This window comes from Hirschia baltica ATCC 49814 (assembly GCF_000023785.1).
Classification (GTDB): domain Bacteria; phylum Pseudomonadota; class Alphaproteobacteria; order Caulobacterales; family Hyphomonadaceae; genus Hirschia; species Hirschia baltica.
Map to the genome: position 1 here is coordinate 3236441 of NC_012982.1, position 19613 is coordinate 3256053.

Sequence of the window (19613 nt, forward strand, 5' to 3'; positions counted from 1 at the left end):
CCAACGCTCACGGCCGCTCTGTAAACGGGGCCGCAGAAAGCTAGAAGAACGATGAAAGTTAGAAGCTCTCTTAAGTCTCTTAAGAACCGTCACAAAGACTGTAAAGTCGTGCGCCGTAAAGGTCGCGTCTACGTGATCAACAAAACAGACCCTCGCTTTAAAGCGAAGCAAGGCTAAGCCTTTTCCTGTTTTAGGAGTTTAGTTCATGACAGACCAGATTGTTCTCTTCGATCTGGGAAATGTTGTTGTGGACTGGGATCCAACACGCCTTTATCGGCAATTACTCGCCTCGCAGGAAGAAGCTGAACGCTTCTACCGCGAGGTTTGTACGCTTGAATGGCACACACATCACGACCGTGGTGTGGACATGCAAGAAAATGCTGCACGTCTGATAGAAGCTCATCCTGACAAAGCAGAACTTATCCGTGCATGGCGAACCGGTTGGCTTGAAATGTTTCACGGATATGTCCACGGCGTTCCTGAAATTATTCAAGAACTTATAGAACAATCTACGCCTATTTATGCCCTGACAAATTTTCCGGCTGAAAAATGGGAAGAAACAGCTCAAGCATTCCCTGTGCTTCAAGCGTTTAAAGATGTTATTATTTCCGGCGTTGAGAAAATGGTCAAACCAGACCCACGCATTTATGAACTCACACTAAAACGCTTGGGCTCACCTATACCATCCAGCATTATTTTCTTTGATGATCGCCAAGATAATATTGATGCAGCCAAACGTGCAGGCATCACCTCTTTCTTATTCACGGATGCGCAAACTATGCGCCAAGACCTTGAAAAAACCGGCATTCTTACAAAATAGTCATTGCACTAGGGCTCACTTTTAAAACTACGCCTTGCTTCTGCCTTCAAGCTTTGCCCATATAACATTATGAGACTCGCCAAATCACTCTTTTGTACACTTGTATTATGGATCTCTCTGCCATTGAGTGGTCTAGCAGACTCCCCTATTGGCCCCGCCCAAAAACTGCTTGATAAGCTGGCCGTAGCCAAAACCGAACATGAAGCAAACTATCTCTACGAAGATATTATTGCCGCTTGGCTCAACTCAGGTGGTCCAACAGTCGATATTTTGATGGAACGAGGCATAGATGCTCACAGTCAAGACAATCTCGCCCTCGCAAGAGATATGTTTGACCGCGTTATTCTTATCGAACCTGATATTGCTGAAGCTTGGTATCGTCGCGGCGTCGTTTTTTATCTTGATGGAAAATACGATCAGGCGATCCTTGATTTTGAACAGGCGCTAGAGTTAGAGCCACGCCACTTTGAAGCATGGCTGGGATTGGCCGCAATTTTTGAAGCCGTCGAACATAGAGAAGCCGCGTTAAACGCTTACCGACAAGTGCTAAAACTTTTCCCTCACTCACGCCACGCAAAACAATCAGTCGCCCGATTAGAACCATTAATCGAAGGTCGAGCGCTCTAGTATTTTGGCAATCTGATTCTTTTTTCAACATTCCCCAGTAAAGTGTATGCAAAACTTGCAAATCTACTCAAATGAGAGCTGGACCTCTGCGCGAGACACGCTAGTGTCCGCCTTTCTTTCTTGGAATTTGTCTTGAGGAATTAGAATGGACGAAGAAGACAACGTTGTTGGCGCAATGGGCTCTATGGACCCTACGACGCGGGACAAACTACGCCAGACAATCGAAAAAGTTGAACGACTTGAAATCGAAAAAAAAGAAATCGCGGAACAAATCAAAGAAGTTTTTGCTGAAGCAAAGGCCTTTGGATTTGACCCCAAAGCGATGAAAGAAGTCATCAAACACCGCAAACAAGATCCCGATAAACGTGAAGAGGAAGAATTGGTCCTCGGCACATATCTGGCAGCCCTTGGCGAAATCTAATACCTCTATTAGATTATGAGTTATTATGGCTCGCGATATCGATGATAAAAAAACGAAAAAGGCTTTGCGTAAGCTGCGCAAAGCCAAATCGCGCGCCGAATCTGAGGATGGCCCCGGCCTTACAGATTGGGAAAAAGAGTTTTTCGAGGGCGTAGAAGAACGCCTAGAAACCTTTGGCTCAGCTTTTAATGATCCCGAAAAAGGCAATCTGGACAGCGCACTCTCCGCACGCCAAACGCATATCGTGCGTGAAATTGACAAGAAAGCGCGCAAGAAAAACGGCGGAATGAAACGTTCCAGCTTTAAACCCAAACTGAAATCAGATTCAAAAACTAAAACCAATAATTTTTCACCACGTGGCCGCGACATCAATGATGACATTGAAACAAACATCAACGCGCCGAAAATGCCGCCCCAACCAAGCTCACCAACCTTATATCTGGCTAGCACTCACACCGAGGAAAATAAGCGGGCGACAAATGATGCCCCCTCAACCTCAGAAACAGCGAAACCGCTTCCCTTTAAGGTTATCCAAGGCGGAAAAGCACAGTCTTAATATTTACGCCTATATTCGCGCGATCTATTTTAAACAGAACTCAAATATCAGGAAGCTGCAAAGGTAAATTTAAACCGTGCGCCGCCAGTATAATCTTCATCCAACCAAATCTTACCGCCATGACGTTCAATAATTCTGCGGCAAATGGATAGACCAACACCATCTCCCTTTGGTGGAGAAGCGGATTCATGTACGCGTGTAAATATCTGAAAGATTTCCTGACTATAATCCGGCTTAATCCCCAATCCATTGTCCTGCACAAAGAACACAGGTACTTTGGATTCCGTATCCACCCCAATTGTGATAACAGGCGATGCGTCCGAGCGATATTTCATCGAATTTTCAATGAGATTCTGAAATAAATTCAAGACCAACTCTGCGTCAACATCAATAGAAGGTAGCGGATTGACCACAATCCTACCCCCCACTTCCTCCAGCTCGTCGCTTAACAAGGCCTCTATCATAGAAATGGTCTTACGCAGATCAGTTGGCACTCGCTTCAGCTCACTTCTAGATACGCGCGATAATGCATTCAAAGAATCCACCATGGCTTGACCATGGACTGCATTTTCTTGGATCAACGCAGCATATTCTGCGGCCTCACTATCGGGCTGAACACTTAATGACAACAGCTCGGACAGCATTCTCATATGACGCAAGGGCGCTTTCAAATCATGAGAAACGACAGTATTAAATTGTTCAAGATTTTTATTTGCTGCTTCTAATTCATCGACCACAACAGCAAGCTTCATCTCTGCATGTTTTTGTCTGGTGATGTCAGTACTTATAATCAACCAGCCCTCATTCTCAACGCCTTCGCCCAAGACCGGAATAATATCAATACTTTCCCAAGTATCTGGCCCCAGACCTCCCTCAACTTCAACACCAAGCATTGCTTTTCCTGTCGCAAGGACTTGTTCGTCCAGTGCAAGGCATGCCTTCTCATCAAAATTCACAAAAACATCTTGCGGCCGTAGGCCAACAATATCCTTCACTGACATGCCGACCAGATCAGCGGCTGATTTATTGACCTTCAGATACCTGTGATTTCTATCTTTTCTCCAGATAGAAGTCGGCACATTGTCAAAAATCAGCTGCAATTCATCACGGCTTTTTTCAAGTTCCTCACGCGCAAGATCTAACGTTTTCCGTTGAGAAATCATGCGGGCGATGACTGAAATTATCCCAATCTGAAACTCATCATATTCGGTTTTATTTGCCTGCTCTGATATAAAAGATACAAAAGAGACCACATCACCTTGCACAAATATTGGTGCCGCAGCGTAAGCGCGGACAGATATGTCTTCGCCTTCATACAAATTCGACACCAAATCTATATCTGATAGAAAAACAGCCTTATCCAGAGGCCAGATTCTAGATAAAATAGTCTTTTCAAATGGAAAATATGTTAGCTCATGCGCACAATCATTATCTTTGCTACTGCACTCCATTCGAACATTGTCACCCTCAATAGCACAAACGAAAGCATACTCCATTCCCAGCGCAGTTCGTCCGGCGAGAAGCATTTTCTTCAAATATTCATCTGTCGAAATATCCAAATCAGCCGAAAGTTCATATAGTTCCATTAAAGCCCGTTCGCGGCGCTTCTTATCAGAAATCCCACGCAAACCAATTTGCAAAGACTTCTCACCATCCTTCAACACTGAAACACGAAACCATTCTTCAAAATTGGGGGAAATATAGTGGTGATCAAATACCAGCAATTCATCCATATCTAGCGCCGGTAAAATCTTCTCCACCAACCCAGTCTTTCCGACATCAGGGAAGGTTGCTAACACTCTCTGTCCCATCATATCGAGCTCAGAAAAACCAGGAAATGCATATCGCCCCAAATCGGCGTATTTGACGATTAAGTCTTCAAATTCTCCAATTGGTGAAAACACAACATCTACGCAAAATCCCATCTCCATATTCGCTGCTAGAGCCGAACGATGATGTGCACTCATCACCTCCAATTGAGTTGGATAATTTTGGTGTTCAGAAACATCTTGAGCAAAAATAACTAAAACTGGCTTTTGACCATTTTTATCCAGTGTCAGCTCAACATTCACTGGATAAATAGAATGATCTTTCCGAATAAAGGCCGTTTCAAAAGTAATTTTTTGCCCATCATGGGAATCTAGCAGGGAAATATGTCTATCCAACTCGTCAGGACCGATGGAACATAGCTCCAAAAATGTTAAACTCTTTAATTCCTGACGCGTATATCCAAGTTTTTTACATACCAAAGCATTTGCGACAATTACCCCCCTTTGGGTTGTATCGAGAATGAATACTTCGCCAGATATGCTTTCTACAATCGCTTTCAAACGCGCCATTTCCATGCGCACCAAAGCAAATTTTTCTGAATTCAAGACCTCTGGACATGTCGACACCATGTTTTCCAAGAGATCAATAATTGATTTAATTTGAAATATTTCAGCTTCTTTAAATTGTATTTCTGAGGAATGCGCTAGAAAAAAATGTGCCTCCACATCTCCATATGCTTTGAGTGGGAAACAGGCAAAATAGTTGGCCTTCTGCGAAATATTAAGCAAAATTTCATTGTTGGCTGAGCGTTTTTCCTTAAAATCAGAAAGAATGCACCCTTCTGGCTTATTGTTAAACTCAGACCAATATGCATTCCCGATGGCCGGATCACGTTGGTGTTTTTTAAACGCGCCTTGATGAAGTATAAATTCATCTCCGGTTTGCGCGCACCGAAGACCTATCATCTCAACCTGAAATATGCTGTATGCTAGTTTCAATAGACCTTTTACGAATTCATCAGACCTATTAACTACTGTAGATTGTGGATCTTCTACGACTAGATATGCAGCCTTCCATAACTCGTCAAATCGATCGAGTTCGAACTGCTGTCTAGACTTGAAATCTGTTTCAGAACCCGTCATTGCTTAAGTCACAATCCCATTTGCTTCGCTGTCATAGTCGCCACAAAAGACTCCACATTATGAGACGAACCGCCCCCAAAACACCTGCTATCTTGCTTATCGATGATCATGCTGTATTTGCAAAAATATTCTCGGCATATCTTCTACGTACACACTTCAATAGCTATTTTGTGGAGAATGCAACCTCATTGCACATTGCTACTCAGCACTTAAAAAATCAATCGTATGATCTGATTGTCCTAGACAACCGAATTCCACCGCATCTCAATTACATTGAATCAGTTAATATTCTAATTAAAGCAAATTGGACTGGCCCTATTTTGCTTATGAGTGGAGAAGAGATCAAACTTGATGAAGAATCATCTGGAGATAAACACATTTCGTGTTTCTTATTGAAAGATGACCTGAATGAGAACACGCTCAATCAGGCCATAAATCAATGCTTAAACAAGCACACTTCGCAGTCCATTCAGGACAGTTAAATACACTTATATTAAAGTGCTTTGACGATATTCTCGACCATCTTTTTGGCATCATCGAGCAACATCATTGTGTTTTCGCGGTAGAATAGATCATTTTGAACCCCTGCGTATCCAGACGCCAAAGAGCGCTTGATAAACATAGTGGTTCCCGCATTCCAAACCTCAAGAACAGGCATACCATAGATAGGTGATGCTGGATCATCCTTCGCGCCAGGATTAGTGACATCGTTTGCACCAATCACAAACGCAACATCAGCCTGTTTGAACGAAGAGTTAATGTCATCCATTTCGTAGATTTCATCATATGGCACTTGCGCTTCTGCAAGGAGCACATTCATGTGACCCGGCATGCGCCCAGCAACAGGGTGAATAGCGTAAGATACATCAACACCCGCCTCTTTCAGACTATCTGCCATTTCTTTAAGTGCGTGTTGAGCTTGCGCCACCGCCATACCATATCCCGGCACGATGATAACTTTAGATGCATTCTTCAAAATAAAGGCCGCATCATCAGCAGATCCAATTTTGACCGGCTTGTCGGAATTATCAGCGCGAGCAGACGTATCCGCATCATCGCCGCCAAATCCACCTGCAATCACAGATATAAAGGAACGGTTCATCGCTTTACACATGATATAAGATAGGATCGCACCTGAAGCACCAACAATGGCCCCTACAACAATCAAAGCAAAGTTTGAAAGCGTGAAACCAAGTGCCGCTGCTGCCCATCCTGAATATGAATTCAGCATAGAAATAACAACCGGCATGTCCGCACCACCAATTGGCAATACAAGTGTAATACCTGCAATCAAAGCCAATGCAGCAATCGCAAGAAGCAAATACCCATTACCTGCCTGCGCGACGGGTGAGACCGCCAACATAACAGTCAACGCAACCAGTCCAGCCACGATTGCTAAGTTCAACCAATGACGTAATGGCAACAATACTGGACCACCCGGAAGCGAACCATTTAGTTTAAGAGCCGCAATAACAGACCCAGAAAAAGTTATCGCCCCGATAAGCGCTGAAAGCGACATTTCCACAAGGGATCGTGGCCCCATAACGCCATTTTCACCAATCAACCCAAATGAAGCCGGCGCATAAAAAGCAGCAAGTGCGACCAATAAAGACGCCAAGCCCCCAAGCGCATTAAACATACCCACCATTTGCGGCATGGATGTCATGGGCGCACGTGTAGCTAGAACAGCCCCCACGCCTCCACCAATAGCAACACCACCAGCAATCAAGCCGAAAGTGACACCATCTAGATTGTCTTTGATAAGAAAGAGCGTTGTCGCTGCTGCGAGCGCCATTCCAAAAATACCGATCTTGTTACCCTGACGCGCCGTTTCCGGGCTGGATAGTCCGCGAATGGAGAAGATAAACAACACCGCACAGACAAGATATAAAAGGGCTGAGATATCAACCGTAGACATAATGATATTCCTTTCTGTGAGTGTTAGTTACTTGAAGAACTTGCAGATTTTTCAGCTGCGGGACGTTCTTTTTTCTTATACATGGCAAGCATTCTATTGGTGACCATAAAGCCCCCAAAGATATTGACACATGCAAGCGCAACCGCACCTGCACCCAACCATTTTGCTGTCCAGACTTTTTGTACAATTTCTGGATCACTTGTACCAAGCGAAGATGCCGCAGCGGCGACAATTGCACCAACAACCACAACAGCAGAAATAGCGTTAGTCACTGACATCAAGGGCGTGTGCAATGCAGGCGTTACTGCCCAAACCACGTAATATCCAATGAATGCAGCCAGCACGAAAACTGCAAGTCTAAAGATCAATGGATTGATCGCGTCATTGCCAGTTTGCGCCAAAGCTGCAGGCGAAAATATGAGAGCCATAAAAACCAGACCACTCACAAGGGATGCAGGCTTAATCGTAGACATAATTATCCTTTCTTTTCTCACCATACCGCAAAACACGATTCGTGTTGCGTTGCAGCATTTCGAGAAATTTTCTTGTTTTAGGCCGGTTCCGGCACGAGGGATGGATGAACAACTTTTCCGTCTTTAGTTAGAGCAGATGACGTAACGACCTCGTCATCCCAATTGGGAATCAAAGCACCATCTGGCCCCGAAATAAGAGCAATAAAGTTCAATAAATTCTTCGCATACAATGCAGAAGCATCAGCTGCGATAGATGCAGGAAGGTTTGTCGGGCCATAGATTTTAACATCATGAACCTCAACGACTTCATCTGGCCGGGACAATTTGCAATTCCCACCTTGCGCCGCAGCAAGATCAATTATCACAGATCCTGCGCGCATGGATTTGACCATATCTTCGGTCACCAATTCCGGCGCTTCACGCCCTGGAATAAGCGCTGTGGTAATCACAATATCCTGTTTGGAAATATGGTTGGCAACAAGCTCTCTTTGTTTGGCCTGATACTCTGCAGACATTTGCTTGGCATACCCACCAGCTGTTTCAGCAGCTTTAAACTCGTCATCTTCAACCGCGATGAATTTGGCACCCAGAGAAGCAACTTGTTCTTTGGTAGCAGGACGCACATCTGTCGCAGATACGATAGCACCCAAGCGACGCGCAGTCGCGATCGCCTGAAGACCAGCAACACCAACCCCCATAACAAACACTTTTGCGGGTGCAACCGTGCCTGCAGCCGTCATCATCATCGGCATGGCGCGGCCATACAAGTGAGATGCTTCAAGCACAGCACGATATCCAGCAAGGTTTGCTTGAGAAGACAGCGCATCCATAGATTGTGCACGCGAAATACGCGGCACAAATTCCATAGCAAAGGCAGTAATACCCGCCTGTGCGTATGCATTTGCTTCTTCAACAGCGCCATGAGGCTCCAACAAAGCAATCAAAGATTGACCGTTAGAGAAATAGGACTTCTCATCGTCTAGAGGTGCCCTCACCTTCAATACCAAGTCAGATCCTTCAAGGGTCGACTTCATATCAGCGGCGATTTGTGCACCTGAACTAACAAATTCATCGTCAAGAATACCAGAATTTATCCCAGCACCCTTTTCAATTTTTACTTCGTGTCCGGCAGCAATCAATTTCTTGACAGTTTCCGGAGTGGCGGCAACGCGAAGTTCCTTTTCGCGCCGCTCCATGGGAACGGCTATTTTCATGGCAGTCCTGTGTGTCTTACATTAAGGCACCGCCGAGAGAGACCATGACTTGGACAAATAAGCCCAAAAATACCAAACCACCAACTGCAAGGAGGAAACCGCCTCCTAGACCCATCACCATTCCGCCGATAACACCGACAATGGCGAAAAGTGCCATGGCTACCATCCAGTGGACGCCCATGGTCAGTGTGAAAGTCGCATACCCGAGTATCAATGTCAGAAGTAGAGATGTCCAAGCAGTCACTTTCAAGAAACCTGAATAGGTTGCTGTTTGTGATTTGACATCCATCTGACCGCGTACGTACTCGCCTGTCTCGCTCATTAGTTTCACCTTTTTCGTTCAACGTTTAGATAGCTACCGTGAATTTTTGAGACAAGCAGAAAATCATCCTCATATCTACGGTATAAATCGTAGTGATAAGACAAAAATATGCCACTAAAGCCGCAATCTTCACAAAATTATTTTTTTGTACTCCAAGCCTAGTCGATAGACACTTAGAACACGAATTCTTGAAATATCCTCAACAACGCAAAAGGTCCAGCGCTGTATCTATATATAAGCTGTCCCAAAGGTCGCACGTTGGCAAAATCAATCTTGCCTTTCAGAGGGATGTTCCTGCATCGTATTAATCGCGCGAATTGGATATGGGATTGTAATTCCCTCTTTTGCGTATCGTTTATGAAGAAGTTTGATGAATTCAGATTTCACAAAGAAGCGATTGAAATACTCTTTGGCCCGCAACATAACCGTAAAATTGATGCTAGAGCTATCAAAGGTGTGAAACACCACAAATGTCTCATAATCAGAAACACCCCATTTATGTGTTTTCAAAACATGGCGTGCCACTTCCAACGTCACTCGCTCGACATGGTCCAAATCGGAATCATAATGCACACCAACTTCCACCGGCACCGATAACTCTGGCGATGGATAATAATAGTTGATCAGCTTGGAATTGGATAATTTAGAATTGGGAATAATTATGAAATTGTTGGGCAACATTTTTATCCAAGTCGACCGCCATCCAACCTTCTCCACAAACCCCTGTTCACCTGTCTCTAATTCGATGTAATCACCAACCCGTACGATTTTATCTGCCACAAGCTGAAAGCCAGAGAAGAAACTTTCCAAAGTGGGCTGAAGCGCCAGCGCAATAGCAAGTGATCCAATCCCCATGGATGCAACTATAGGCGTGATCGAAATTCCCAAAGTGCTAAGCCCAATAAGAACACCGATAACCAATACAAAGATACGAGAAACGCCTTTGACAAGGTCACGGCTATTATTGAGCAAGGAAGAGCTTTTCGAATATCTTTCAATCGTTGTTTGAGAAATTTTATCCGCAAACAAAATCACCGCCAGTATGAGAAACACATTCGCAACGACTGACGTCAATCCATGAATGCGATCGCTTCCGACTTCATATTCAGACAGTAACGCGCCCAAAAGAACAACGAGCAAGGCAAAGAGTGCGATCGTTAGTGGGCCCTTTATAGCAGTTAGAATTAAATTGCGGCGACGCCCCTCCGGTGCAGGCAACAAACGTGACAGAATAAAAATCAATACCCACCGAAAAGCAAACAACCCGACAAAGGCTATTAGCATCGCCAAACTTAGCCCCACTCCCAAAGGCAATTCAGTGACTTTCTGTATTATATGTTCCACTTGTTCGGAAAACGGCATGATATCGCTTTTTCTATAGCTACAAGAAAGCACATCAACGAGCTGCACTTTATTCTAAGCTTCAGCGTCAAATTCTTTTTCATCAGAGACAAATGTGAAATGGAAATTTAGCTATATAAGTGCGTCTCCGCCTAAAAGACTGACAATTTCTAGATCAACTGAACCTAGTTGAGCATAGATTCAGCGCCCCCGACTCTCTAATTTTTCCATGTTAAAATCAGGATCAGTTTCAATGCTTGGTAAGGCGTACGCAGACTGTGAGCCCAATCTATCCAAAGCGCGATCAAAAGCACCGTGTATCAATTCACTTATATTGCGAATACCCAAAAGCGACGCCGCCTCATCATAACCGATATTTCCACCTGCTTTTAAAATACGCAGCATTGGCCGCTGCATTTTATCAGAAGCGCTCTCAATTCTCTTGGCAGCATATCCAGCCAATGCCCAGCCTAGCAAATATGCCATTGGGTATCCCGGCGCAGATAAACTGGAAGAATGCCGCCTCCAAAATGGCGCATAGCCTTTCAAAGAAATATCAGGACCGTAATGGGCTCTCAATGCATGAATCCAAACCGCATCGGCCGACATATCCTGTGTTGCAATCCCCAATTCACGCTCAAACATCGCAATTGCAGGCTGATGAACCAACATCGCAAAATCTTGGTCAGATATACCATTATTATCATCACTCAGATTCACATGCTCAAATAGAAGTGCAATGGTTTCTGCTACCGCCCACCCCGCGTCACTTTGCATCGCCCCTGAGGGAGCAGATAAATAAGCATGCACAGCATGGCCAAGCTCATGCGCTAAAGTACGTTCACTTTCCGCAGACCCATCAAAAGGCGCATACACAAAAGGGCCAGCCTCGACCTTTCCTTTCCGGCCATATAGAACAGGCGTTGTAAAACCGCCGCCTCTTCCACGCGGCTGAATCAAATTATTGGACTCCACCAATCTGCGCGCGGCTTTATTCACCTCTTCGCCCAAGCTTGATAAATTTCGTAATACATCTTGTTTTGTATCACGCCACGCTTTGGTTTCCCGACTGTCATCAATACCCGCATAGCGATCATGCCAGAAGATCAATTCGCCACTCGCTTTTGATTGAACCGCTTTTGATTTTAGGTATTTTTCCGTAAGCTGAGGTGCCCGCTCCAGCGCGACGCGACGCGCTATTTCTAGCGTTTTTTCAGATGCATCTATTGCAGCAAAATTAAATCTCTTCTTCTTAGCAAGACGAGCGTGTGCGCGAAATAAGTCTTCCCCCTTCGAGCCAACCTCTTTTAGCCATTCGCCCATTTGGTCTGCCGCAGCAATGCGAATCTCCCTGTCGCGATTGCGCAAACCTGCCCCTAATTGTGCAAGCCCACCATAACGGCGCGCCATATCGTGAATGGATTTATCATAACGATATTGAGATACCCAATGATGATCAAAAGCAAATTGTGCCTGCTCGGAATAACTCACAGCCGCACGCCAAGGCATAACGGACACGCCTTGCCTACGTTGAGACGACTTCCATTTGGCGGGGGCGTCTGTGGAATTTGAGACAGACCATATGGATAATGCCTGCAATTGCGTACGTTCTGTATTTAAATCGTTAAGTATAGATAACGCTTCAACTTCCATATCACTTCGCAAATCTGTCGTTAACGACAAATACATATGCAAGAAGAGCCGGATCTTTCGCATCAACGCGTTAGCTTGTTCCATCTCACTATACAAATGAGGTTTATCGGCCAAACGATCGCTCACCATAACCTTGACCATTGCTTGCAAACGTTTTTTGTCTTTGAGCAATTTCTTGTCAGCTGGACTATGGTAAAGGCTATTTCCCCATCCTCCCAGCTTATCTCGGTTCATTTTGAGCCAATCTGGCGCCATTTTAGTGCAGTCCTTTAAAATTGCATCATAGTATTTAAGCACGATTTCATAAGTTCGTGCCAAGTTGAACCATGAAAACGAGGTCGCGTTGTTTCGGCCGCTTAAATGATGGTTAAGATAATGGCGAAAACTGTTCTTATTGTTGATGATGATCCTACCCAACGCCGATTAATGCAAGCGGCTGTTGAACGCCAAGGATTTCGAGCGCGTCTGGTCGAAAGTGGAGACCTTGCACTAGAAGAAGCATCAGATGCTAAAAATGGTATTTCTGTTGTTTTGCTTGATCTAATTATGCCCGGTCTTTCCGGTATGGAAACACTTGAGCGTCTTTTAGAGCGTCGCCCAGACCTACCCGTTATCGTGCTCACTGCATCTGGCGGTATTGATACAGTTGTTCAAGCTATGCGCGCAGGAGCGGTCGATTTCTTCGTCAAACCCGCTTCTCCAGAACGTATTGTCGTTTCGCTTCGCAACGCTTTAAAGGTCTCGGACCTTCGCGGTGAAGTCAAACGTCTCTCCAAGAAATCTGAAGGCACTTTAGGCTTTGACGACATGATCGCAGGTGCACCGCTAATGCGCCAAGTCGTTCGTTTGGGACAACGTGCAGCCAAATCGAACATCCCTATCCTCATCACTGGGGAAAGCGGTGTTGGTAAAGAAGTTGCGTCTCAATGCATCCAAAGTGCATCTGAACGCGCAGGCAAACCATTTATCACCGTGAACTGTGGAGCCATCCCAGAAAACCTTGTTGAATCCATCCTTTTTGGTCACGAAAAAGGAGCATTCACGGGTGCACATGAGAAAAAACTAGGTAAATTCGCCGAAGCAGATGGCGGCACACTCTTTCTAGATGAAGTGGGTGAACTTCCCCTTGATATGCAGGTCAAACTCCTTCGCGTATTGCAAGAAGGTGAAGTCGACGCCGTTGGTTCACGCAAACCAACCAAAGTGGACGTTCGGATTATCTCAGCGACCAATAGAGATCTCGCGCAAGCTGTCTCAGAAGGCCGCTTCCGTGAAGATCTGTATTACCGCTTGAATGTATTCCCAATCGAAATGCCGTCTCTGCGCGATCGCAAAGAAGACCTACCGGCATTGGTTGATCACTTTATTCGCCGCTTCAACGCACAAGAAGGCATGTCAATTACAGGTGCGTCCTTGGAAACAATGGGCATGATTGCAGCGCATGACTGGCCTGGAAACGTACGCCAGCTGGAAAACTCAATCTTCCGCGCAATGATATTGTCAGAAGGCGACGAATTACAGCCTGTTGATTTCCCTCATATTTCTGGCCTTACACCAAATTACGAGATATTAAAAACACCAAATAATGGTGCAAGCATATCGGATGCAGCCACAACAGCGACACAGCTCAACAGCCCACTTGGCGGTCCTGTCTCCATTGTCGATGACAATGGTGAATTACGCCCCCTAGAAAGTGTTGAACGCGACCTAATCCAATACGCAATTGATCTATATTCAGGGCACATGTCACAAGTGGCTAGACGCCTTGGGATTGGTCGCTCAACCTTGTATCGCAAAGTGCGCGAATATGATCTGCGCGTACGCGATGATGAGGAAGAAGATCTAAACGTCGGCTAATTAAAATTTTTATCAAAGCGTTCAGCCTTGAATGATTTTATGTGTTAGGTGATCTTGGCGCGTGTGAAGTCCAATCACACGCGTTAAGTAATTCTGGATTTTTTATGAACGCCCCAAATATAAACGCCCAGTCACCACTTGAACTTCGCGCAACAAGCAAGTTTTTCAAGGGAAAAGCTGCGGTAAAAGATATGTCCTTCAGCGCTCCCAAAGGGCAAATATTGGGGTTTCTTGGCCCAAATGGAGCCGGCAAGTCCACAAGCCTGCGTATCGCTCTTGGCGTTCTCTCTCCAGATAGCGGAGAGGCATTGCTTTTTGGTGAAAAACCCAATCTGAAAAATCTTAGACGCGTTGGCTTTTTACCTGAAGAACGCGGCCTATACCGGAAAATGACAACACGTGCGATCATTTCCTATTATGGACGCTTAAAAGGGCTAGATCGCAAAACCTCCCTTTCCCGTGCAGACGAAATGCTACAACGTTTTGGCCTTGGCGATCACCTAAAGACAAAAATATCCGACCTTTCCAAAGGTATGGCCCAAAAAGTCCAAATCCTATCCACACTTGTGCACAAACCCGACTTGATTATTCTTGATGAACCTTTTTCTGGGCTTGATCCCGTCAATCAACAAGACCTTGAATTACTCATCCGTGAAGAGCATGCACGCGGTGCAACGATTATTTTTTCAACTCACGTCATGGAACACGCAGAGCGTCTTTGCGACCGCTTAGTCATTATCGGCAAAGGCCAAAAACGTTTTGACGGCACTATAGATGAAGCCATGAGCCTGATCCCTGAAACAGCCGATATCAGCACAGAAGGTAATTTTGACCTTCATGCTGCGTTGGAAAAATCAGGCTTCACTTCTTCATATGATAAGGAAGATGAGACCGGAAAACACTGGCGCATAGACCTTTCACACGGTGAACGCGCTCAAGACGTGTTACGCGCAGCGATCAATGCAGGTGCACCTATCACCTCATTCACACCGCACCGCGCCAAATTACGCGACGTTTTCGTCTCCCTTGTTGGTGAAGATGAAAGCCCTGCCGAGACTGAGGAAAACCACTAATGATCCGCTCAATCTGGCTTGTCGCAAGACGCGAATATCTTGGCTATGTCTCTGCATTGGGATTCTGGCTTGGCCTTATTCTGACACCACTTGGTCTGGCAGTGGGTGTGCTTGTGCCCGGCATGATCATGAAAGCTCAACCCGCACGCTATTATGCCGTGGTCGACACCCAAGATAGCCTGCAAGAAGCATTGGATTGGCAGTTTGAAAGCTGGCAAAGCAGCGATACTAAAATGATGCTCCGCCAATCCCTATCCACGACATCTCCAGCGGAAAAACGCAGAATAATCAACGTCTTTGAAAAAGCTTATGCGGAAGGCTCTTCTCCCCAAGAAGCATTAGACAAGGCCGACGCGCCCCTGCATTTAAAAGCCTCCCCGATTAATTTTCATCCTATCAAACTACCTAATAAATCAGTTGAAGAGGTGGAAAAAATTCTGACATCAGGTCAGACATTTAACGGCCCTGTTGGAAGACACACATTGTTTGCCGCCATCATCGTCAATCGCGACCAAATCGGCAATATTGCCAGTGTTGATTACATCTCACCAGATATTGTAAATTCAGAATTAAAACAAGCCGTTACAGGCGCACTCAAATACCTAGCTAGACTAGAATTGTTTAAAAGCGTTGGCGTCACGCCCACTGAAATTAGAAATGCAGACGCAGATATCCCCTCTCTATTCGTGCGCAAACCGGGCTCACTTGAACCCAATGAGAACCAAAGCAGCGAAGTCACACTCACCGATCGCGCGCCCTTTGTCGCGGCGACCAGCATAGCAATTGCGTTATGGCTTTTGATATTTTCGGTGGTGAATTTTCTACTGACCGGCACGATAGAAGAGCGCTCGAACAAAATTTTCGATAGCCTACTTACAAGCGTCAGCGTCACAGACTTACTCTCGGGCAAATTATTAGGCGTGCTTATGTTATCCGCCACTCTTCTATGTGCGTGGATGTTAATGGCGACATGGGCAGCCCTATACGCAGATCAAGCCATCAGCCCAGCCGCGTGGGAATTTGCGCAAGCTGCACTAGACCCAGCACTCATATTGCCCGCTTTAGCAGGCTTTCTAGCTGGATACCTTCTGTATGGCGCAGTCTTTCTTGCCCTCGGCGCAATGTGCGACACTATCCAAGAGGCTCAAGCGCTTGCAACACCGCTTATTCTGTTGCTGACAACGCCCTTATTCATCATCATTATGGCTTTGCAAAATCCCGCTTCAGGCTTTGTCTTCATTATGAGCTGGGTGCCGCCCCTCACGCCATTTTTGATGATATTACGCGCCCCATTAGAGCCACCTCTTATAGAAGTCCTAGGTCATCTCGCATTAATGCTAGTATCCACTTCCATTGCTTTATGGTGCTCAATTCGGGTTTATCGCGCCGGTGCAGTTAATGGATTCGGTGTGAAAGAGATTGTTAGCTTCTTTAAAAAGAAAACCATGGGTAAATCAAAGTTATAAAAGACTGTCCAACACCAATTGAGCGCTCACAATCTGGCAATATTCACCCGCTAGATTTGCAAGCGACATCGCGTGCACCTCTTCGGCGCTCCTCTCCACGCCATTCCAATCAGTTTGATTGTGCGTAAAGCAGGCATCTTCGATAAGTAAAATATTCAAGCCAAGGTTCGCGCCATGGCGCACACTTGTTTCAATTGAATTATTGGTTTTGACGCCGCACAGAAACACTTGTTCAATACCTTGCGATCGTAGCATCACATCAAAACCAGTGCCTACAAACGCACTATGTGTATTTTTGCCGATAATGGTTTCGCCAGCTAAGGGCAAAACATCTTCTTTAAAAGCATGTGTCGGGCTATCAGGCCGGTATCCAGACCCAACTTCATTTGAATCATGACGAACGTGGAAAACTGGACGAGATGTTTGCCTCCATGCACGAAGCAAATGGCTCATTTTCGCTTCTGCATCAGGATTATTGCGGACACCCCAAACAGGTAAATCTATTGCTTTTTGAACATCCAGCACAACAAAAGCAGCATTTTTATCAATATACATGACTTACCCCTAGAAAACAGCAAAAGCCGCTACGGCGAACCGAGCGGCTATATGCAGTTTGAATGATCAATCGGGTATGATCAAATGCAATATAATTGGGTTCAAGCACCAAATTCAAATGAAGGTGCTTGGCAACACCATCTTATCTAGCTTTAAGAAGACCTTCGCGCTGTGCGCGTTTACGTGCAAGCTTACGAGCGCGACGAACGGCTTCAGCTTTTTCACGTGCTTTCTTCTCAGAAGGCTTTTCAAAGTGGTTGCGGCGCTTCATCTCACGAAAAAGGCCTTCGCGTTGCATTTTCTTTTTTAGCGCTTTCAATGCCTGATCGACATTGTTGTCGCGGACTACGATCTGAACGATTGTTCAATCTCCCGATTTAAAAACCAATAAACACATGTGTCGCGCCTTTTAGGGGGCGTCAAATGCATCAAACTTTGCTAAACTGATTGGACTTATACAGCCCGAAGCGGCGGATCTAGCACAAAGAATCGTGCCTGCCTACCTTTACTTGACCTGAGTCTACACCATGAATGCCAAAAAATCCAATGAATCTGATCAAATCCCGCCTTCTAAGCGGAATCTGGAAGCATTACTCAATGCTGTAATTGAAGATGCCGCTTTTGATGGATGGAATGACGAGACACTTAAAAGCGCCGCTAAGAAGCTCCAACTCAGTCAAGGTGAGATCATTCTTGCTGCCCCAGAAGGCATTACAACCCTTTTAAAGGCATGGGCAGACCGGGCAGATCTTCACACAGCAAATATTCTCAAATCCACAGACCTTTCCAAACTTAAAATAAGAGAGCGCATTGCACTTGGTGTTCGCACCCGCATCGAATTTTTGAAGGATAACAAAGAATCTGCCCGTCGTGCATCTCACGCAATTGCTGCGCCTTGGCGTGCAGGTTTAGGCCCTAAATTAGTTTGGAATGCCGCCGATACCATTTGGGCAGCACTCAATGATAAATCCACCGATGCAAACTGGTATTCAAAAAGAATGGTTTTATCTGGCGTCATTGCCACAACGCTTTCAAACTGGCTTGCGCTGGAAGAAGACGAAAATGACAATGCATGGGACTATTTAGATGATCGCATTGAAAATGTAATGCAATTTGAAAAAGCCAAAGCCAAGGTCAAGCAAGTGACTGATAAATTTCCCAACCCTTTGGAATTGCTCAATCATCTCCCCAAAACTGGACCATTGGGCAAATAGGATAAAAACATCAGATTGACATTTCCCAGATATGGAACATTATTCCATATATGAGAAATGCAGCAACAATACCTGATAATTCGCCGAGTTTTACGGATGCAGACCTCGCCCAAAGGCTGAAAGAGCTACGCGCTGAGCAAAATTGGTCCCTTGATCAGCTCGCCGAAATCTCTGGAATCAGCAGAGGAACGCTTTTCCGCCTCGAAAAAGGAGAAGTTAGCCCCACAGCCCATGTTTTAGGAAAATTATGCCCCGCCTATGGCCTGACCATGTCGCGCCTAATGGCAATGGTTGAAACCCAGTTCAGCGCCCTCATTCCTCGCGGCGAACAAAAAATATGGTATGATGCCGATTACAGCTTCAAGCGAAAATCAGTCTCACCGCCCTCAACCAATTTATCTGGCGAAGTCATCGAATGTGAGCTCATTGCAGGTGCAAGCATCTCATATGATAAACCTCCTCGTCGGGGTCTTGAACATCATCTTATTATGCAAGCGGGCCAATTACAGGTCACAGTGGACAATGCCAAATATTCACTAAAAACGGGCGACTGCCTTCGCTACCAACTCACAGGCAGCTCACATTTTAAAGCCAATAGCGACGCAACAGCTCAATACATTCTCGTCATTATATAGAGACTTTCCTATGAAAACCCCTCAAATTGTCGAACTAACTTCGACAGATATTGATCAGTATATCGATAAACTTTGCACAATTTTACACGCCAATGTTCATGATGGAGCGAGTGTCAATTTCATTGTGCCATTCAGTTTCGATGATGCAAAAAACTATTGGAAAAACAAAATCCAATCATCCATTGAGAAACAAGAACGCACTTTATGGGCCGCATTCGAAGGGGATAATCTGGCCGGCAGTGTGCAACTAGATTATTCTATGCCGCCCAATCAAAACCACAGGTGCGAAGTCTCTAAACTGATTGTTCACCCAGATTTTCGTCGTCGGGGAATTGCCCGCAAACTCATGGCGCAAATTGAGGATAAAGCACGAGAACTTAAACGCCAACTGATTACTCTAGATACAGTCAAAGGCAGCAAAGCTGAACCATTATATCTATCTCTTGGATTTGAAATTGCAGGCATTTTACCCGGTTTCTCTAGACATCCAATTGAAAACCGTTTCGACGCCACAACTTATATGTATAAGAATTTAGCGGCCAAGTTTGACGGATAA

General features: G+C 45.3%; 21 protein-coding genes. 12 read left to right on the plus strand and 9 right to left on the minus strand.

The window, feature by feature from the left end; translation table 11 throughout:
* The first annotated feature begins 51 nt into the window (after positions 1 to 51).
* The 5 genes from ykgO (at position 52) to HBAL_RS16495 (ending at position 2424) form a co-directional block, all read left to right on the plus strand.
* Positions 52 to 177, plus strand: a complete 126-nt coding sequence (gene ykgO, locus HBAL_RS16645; RefSeq protein ID WP_015828757.1) for a type B 50S ribosomal protein L36 — start codon at positions 52 to 54, stop codon at positions 175 to 177.
* 28 nt (positions 178 to 205) lie between these two features.
* Positions 206 to 820, plus strand: coding sequence for an HAD family hydrolase (locus HBAL_RS14780; RefSeq protein WP_015828758.1), 615 nt, complete (start codon positions 206 to 208; stop codon positions 818 to 820).
* A 123-nt stretch (positions 821 to 943) separates the two neighbouring features.
* On the plus strand, positions 944 to 1447 hold the full coding sequence (locus tag HBAL_RS14785) for a tetratricopeptide repeat protein (RefSeq protein WP_041302474.1): 504 nt from the start codon (positions 944 to 946) through the stop codon (positions 1445 to 1447).
* Positions 1448 to 1592: 145 nt separating this feature from the next.
* Positions 1593 to 1868 carry a DUF2312 domain-containing protein gene (locus HBAL_RS14790; RefSeq protein ID WP_015828760.1) on the plus strand — a complete coding sequence of 92 codons (276 nt, stop codon included), beginning with the start codon at positions 1593 to 1595 and terminating at the stop codon, positions 1866 to 1868.
* A 25-nt stretch (positions 1869 to 1893) separates the two neighbouring features.
* Positions 1894 to 2424, plus strand: a complete 531-nt coding sequence (locus HBAL_RS16495; protein WP_015828761.1) for a hypothetical protein — start codon at positions 1894 to 1896, stop codon at positions 2422 to 2424.
* A 47-nt stretch (positions 2425 to 2471) separates the two neighbouring features.
* Here HBAL_RS16495 and HBAL_RS14800 read toward each other — a convergent pair whose 3' ends face one another.
* Positions 2472 to 5336 carry a PAS domain-containing sensor histidine kinase gene (locus HBAL_RS14800; RefSeq protein ID WP_015828762.1) on the minus strand — a complete coding sequence of 955 codons (2865 nt, stop codon included), beginning with the start codon at positions 5334 to 5336 and terminating at the stop codon, positions 2472 to 2474.
* 59 nt (positions 5337 to 5395) lie between these two features.
* Between HBAL_RS14800 and HBAL_RS14805 the strand changes: the two genes are divergently transcribed.
* A complete protein-coding gene (locus HBAL_RS14805; RefSeq protein WP_015828763.1) occupies positions 5396 to 5818 on the plus strand; it encodes a response regulator in 423 nt (140 codons plus the stop codon).
* A gap of 11 nt (positions 5819 to 5829) precedes the next feature.
* On the opposite strand, the gene HBAL_RS14810 is transcribed toward HBAL_RS14805, so the two are convergent.
* From HBAL_RS14810 to HBAL_RS14835, 6 genes are all read right to left on the minus strand, one after another.
* Complete coding sequence (locus HBAL_RS14810) at positions 5830 to 7254, minus strand: NAD(P)(+) transhydrogenase (Re/Si-specific) subunit beta (RefSeq protein ID WP_015828764.1); 1425 nt, start codon at positions 7252 to 7254, stop codon at positions 5830 to 5832.
* A 23-nt stretch (positions 7255 to 7277) separates the two neighbouring features.
* A complete protein-coding gene (locus tag HBAL_RS14815) occupies positions 7278 to 7727 on the minus strand; it encodes an NAD(P) transhydrogenase subunit alpha (RefSeq protein ID WP_015828765.1) in 450 nt (149 codons plus the stop codon).
* A gap of 77 nt (positions 7728 to 7804) precedes the next feature.
* Complete coding sequence (locus tag HBAL_RS14820) at positions 7805 to 8941, minus strand: Re/Si-specific NAD(P)(+) transhydrogenase subunit alpha (RefSeq protein ID WP_015828766.1); 1137 nt, start codon at positions 8939 to 8941, stop codon at positions 7805 to 7807.
* A gap of 16 nt (positions 8942 to 8957) precedes the next feature.
* The gene (locus tag HBAL_RS14825; RefSeq protein ID WP_015828767.1) at positions 8958 to 9263 is read right to left on the minus strand and encodes an aa3-type cytochrome c oxidase subunit IV; all 306 of its coding nucleotides are present in this window, start codon (positions 9261 to 9263) and stop codon (positions 8958 to 8960) included.
* A gap of 267 nt (positions 9264 to 9530) precedes the next feature.
* Entirely contained in the window at positions 9531 to 10625 is a 1095-nt protein-coding gene (locus HBAL_RS14830; protein ID WP_015828768.1) for a mechanosensitive ion channel family protein, read from the minus strand.
* Between the two features lie 180 nt (positions 10626 to 10805).
* Positions 10806 to 12512, minus strand: coding sequence for a peptidase M3 (locus HBAL_RS14835; RefSeq protein ID WP_015828769.1), 1707 nt, complete (start codon positions 12510 to 12512; stop codon positions 10806 to 10808).
* A gap of 120 nt (positions 12513 to 12632) precedes the next feature.
* Here HBAL_RS14835 and HBAL_RS14840 point away from each other — a divergent pair, with 120 nt between their 5' ends.
* From HBAL_RS14840 to HBAL_RS14850, 3 genes are all read left to right on the plus strand, one after another.
* Positions 12633 to 14114 (plus strand): sigma-54-dependent transcriptional regulator, encoded by a 1482-nt coding sequence (locus HBAL_RS14840; RefSeq protein WP_041302482.1) that lies wholly within the window; start codon positions 12633 to 12635, stop codon positions 14112 to 14114.
* Positions 14115 to 14218: 104 nt separating this feature from the next.
* A complete protein-coding gene (locus HBAL_RS14845) occupies positions 14219 to 15187 on the plus strand; it encodes an ABC transporter ATP-binding protein (RefSeq protein WP_015828771.1) in 969 nt (322 codons plus the stop codon).
* Positions 15187 to 16653 carry an ABC transporter permease gene (locus tag HBAL_RS14850; RefSeq protein ID WP_015828772.1) on the plus strand — a complete coding sequence of 489 codons (1467 nt, stop codon included), beginning with the start codon at positions 15187 to 15189 and terminating at the stop codon, positions 16651 to 16653. Before HBAL_RS14845 ends, HBAL_RS14850 begins: the two co-directional genes overlap by 1 nt.
* Here HBAL_RS14850 and HBAL_RS14855 read toward each other — a convergent pair.
* Together HBAL_RS14855 and rpsU are read right to left on the minus strand one after the other, a co-directional pair.
* Positions 16648 to 17208 (minus strand): cysteine hydrolase family protein, encoded by a 561-nt coding sequence (locus HBAL_RS14855; RefSeq protein ID WP_015828773.1) that lies wholly within the window; start codon positions 17206 to 17208, stop codon positions 16648 to 16650. The two genes, HBAL_RS14850 and HBAL_RS14855, sit on opposite strands and share 6 nt — an antisense overlap.
* A 142-nt stretch (positions 17209 to 17350) precedes the next feature.
* The gene (gene rpsU / locus HBAL_RS16650; RefSeq protein ID WP_026296786.1) at positions 17351 to 17569 is read right to left on the minus strand and encodes a 30S ribosomal protein S21; all 219 of its coding nucleotides are present in this window, start codon (positions 17567 to 17569) and stop codon (positions 17351 to 17353) included.
* 166 nt (positions 17570 to 17735) lie between these two features.
* Here rpsU and HBAL_RS14865 point away from each other — a divergent pair, with 166 nt between their 5' ends.
* The 3 genes from HBAL_RS14865 to HBAL_RS14875 are packed head-to-tail and all read left to right on the plus strand — an operon-like array spanning position 17736 to position 19613.
* The gene (locus HBAL_RS14865) at positions 17736 to 18422 is read left to right on the plus strand and encodes a COQ9 family protein (RefSeq protein ID WP_015828774.1); all 687 of its coding nucleotides are present in this window, start codon (positions 17736 to 17738) and stop codon (positions 18420 to 18422) included.
* 50 nt (positions 18423 to 18472) lie between these two features.
* Positions 18473 to 19057: a helix-turn-helix domain-containing protein gene (locus HBAL_RS14870; protein WP_015828775.1), complete on the plus strand. Its 585-nt coding sequence runs from the start codon at positions 18473 to 18475 to the stop codon at positions 19055 to 19057.
* Between the two features lie 10 nt (positions 19058 to 19067).
* Positions 19068 to 19613, plus strand: a complete 546-nt coding sequence (locus HBAL_RS14875; RefSeq protein ID WP_015828776.1) for a GNAT family N-acetyltransferase — start codon at positions 19068 to 19070, stop codon at positions 19611 to 19613.

Coding starts and splice junctions, on each gene's coding strand:
- ykgO (WP_015828757.1), top strand. CDS start 52: ATGAAAGTTAGAAGCTCTCTTAAGTCTCTTAAGAACCGTCACAAAGAC.
- HBAL_RS14780 (WP_015828758.1), top strand. CDS start 206: ATGACAGACCAGATTGTTCTCTTCGATCTGGGAAATGTTGTTGTGGAC.
- HBAL_RS14790 (WP_015828760.1), top strand. CDS start 1,593: ATGGACGAAGAAGACAACGTTGTTGGCGCAATGGGCTCTATGGACCCT.
- HBAL_RS16495 (WP_015828761.1), top strand. CDS start 1,894: ATGGCTCGCGATATCGATGATAAAAAAACGAAAAAGGCTTTGCGTAAG.
- HBAL_RS14800 (WP_015828762.1), bottom strand. CDS start 5,336: ATGACGGGTTCTGAAACAGATTTCAAGTCTAGACAGCAGTTCGAACTC.
- HBAL_RS14805 (WP_015828763.1), top strand. CDS start 5,396: ATGAGACGAACCGCCCCCAAAACACCTGCTATCTTGCTTATCGATGAT.
- HBAL_RS14810 (WP_015828764.1), bottom strand. CDS start 7,254: ATGTCTACGGTTGATATCTCAGCCCTTTTATATCTTGTCTGTGCGGTG.
- HBAL_RS14815 (WP_015828765.1), bottom strand. CDS start 7,727: ATGTCTACGATTAAGCCTGCATCCCTTGTGAGTGGTCTGGTTTTTATG.
- HBAL_RS14820 (WP_015828766.1), bottom strand. CDS start 8,941: ATGAAAATAGCCGTTCCCATGGAGCGGCGCGAAAAGGAACTTCGCGTT.
- HBAL_RS14825 (WP_015828767.1), bottom strand. CDS start 9,263: ATGAGCGAGACAGGCGAGTACGTACGCGGTCAGATGGATGTCAAATCA.
- HBAL_RS14830 (WP_015828768.1), bottom strand. CDS start 10,625: ATGCCGTTTTCCGAACAAGTGGAACATATAATACAGAAAGTCACTGAA.
- HBAL_RS14835 (WP_015828769.1), bottom strand. CDS start 12,512: ATGGCGCCAGATTGGCTCAAAATGAACCGAGATAAGCTGGGAGGATGG.
- HBAL_RS14840 (WP_041302482.1), top strand. CDS start 12,633: ATGGCGAAAACTGTTCTTATTGTTGATGATGATCCTACCCAACGCCGA.
- HBAL_RS14845 (WP_015828771.1), top strand. CDS start 14,219: ATGAACGCCCCAAATATAAACGCCCAGTCACCACTTGAACTTCGCGCA.
- HBAL_RS14850 (WP_015828772.1), top strand. CDS start 15,187: ATGATCCGCTCAATCTGGCTTGTCGCAAGACGCGAATATCTTGGCTAT.
- HBAL_RS14855 (WP_015828773.1), bottom strand. CDS start 17,208: ATGTATATTGATAAAAATGCTGCTTTTGTTGTGCTGGATGTTCAAAAA.
- HBAL_RS14865 (WP_015828774.1), top strand. CDS start 17,736: ATGAATGCCAAAAAATCCAATGAATCTGATCAAATCCCGCCTTCTAAG.
- HBAL_RS14870 (WP_015828775.1), top strand. CDS start 18,473: ATGAGAAATGCAGCAACAATACCTGATAATTCGCCGAGTTTTACGGAT.
- HBAL_RS14875 (WP_015828776.1), top strand. CDS start 19,068: ATGAAAACCCCTCAAATTGTCGAACTAACTTCGACAGATATTGATCAG.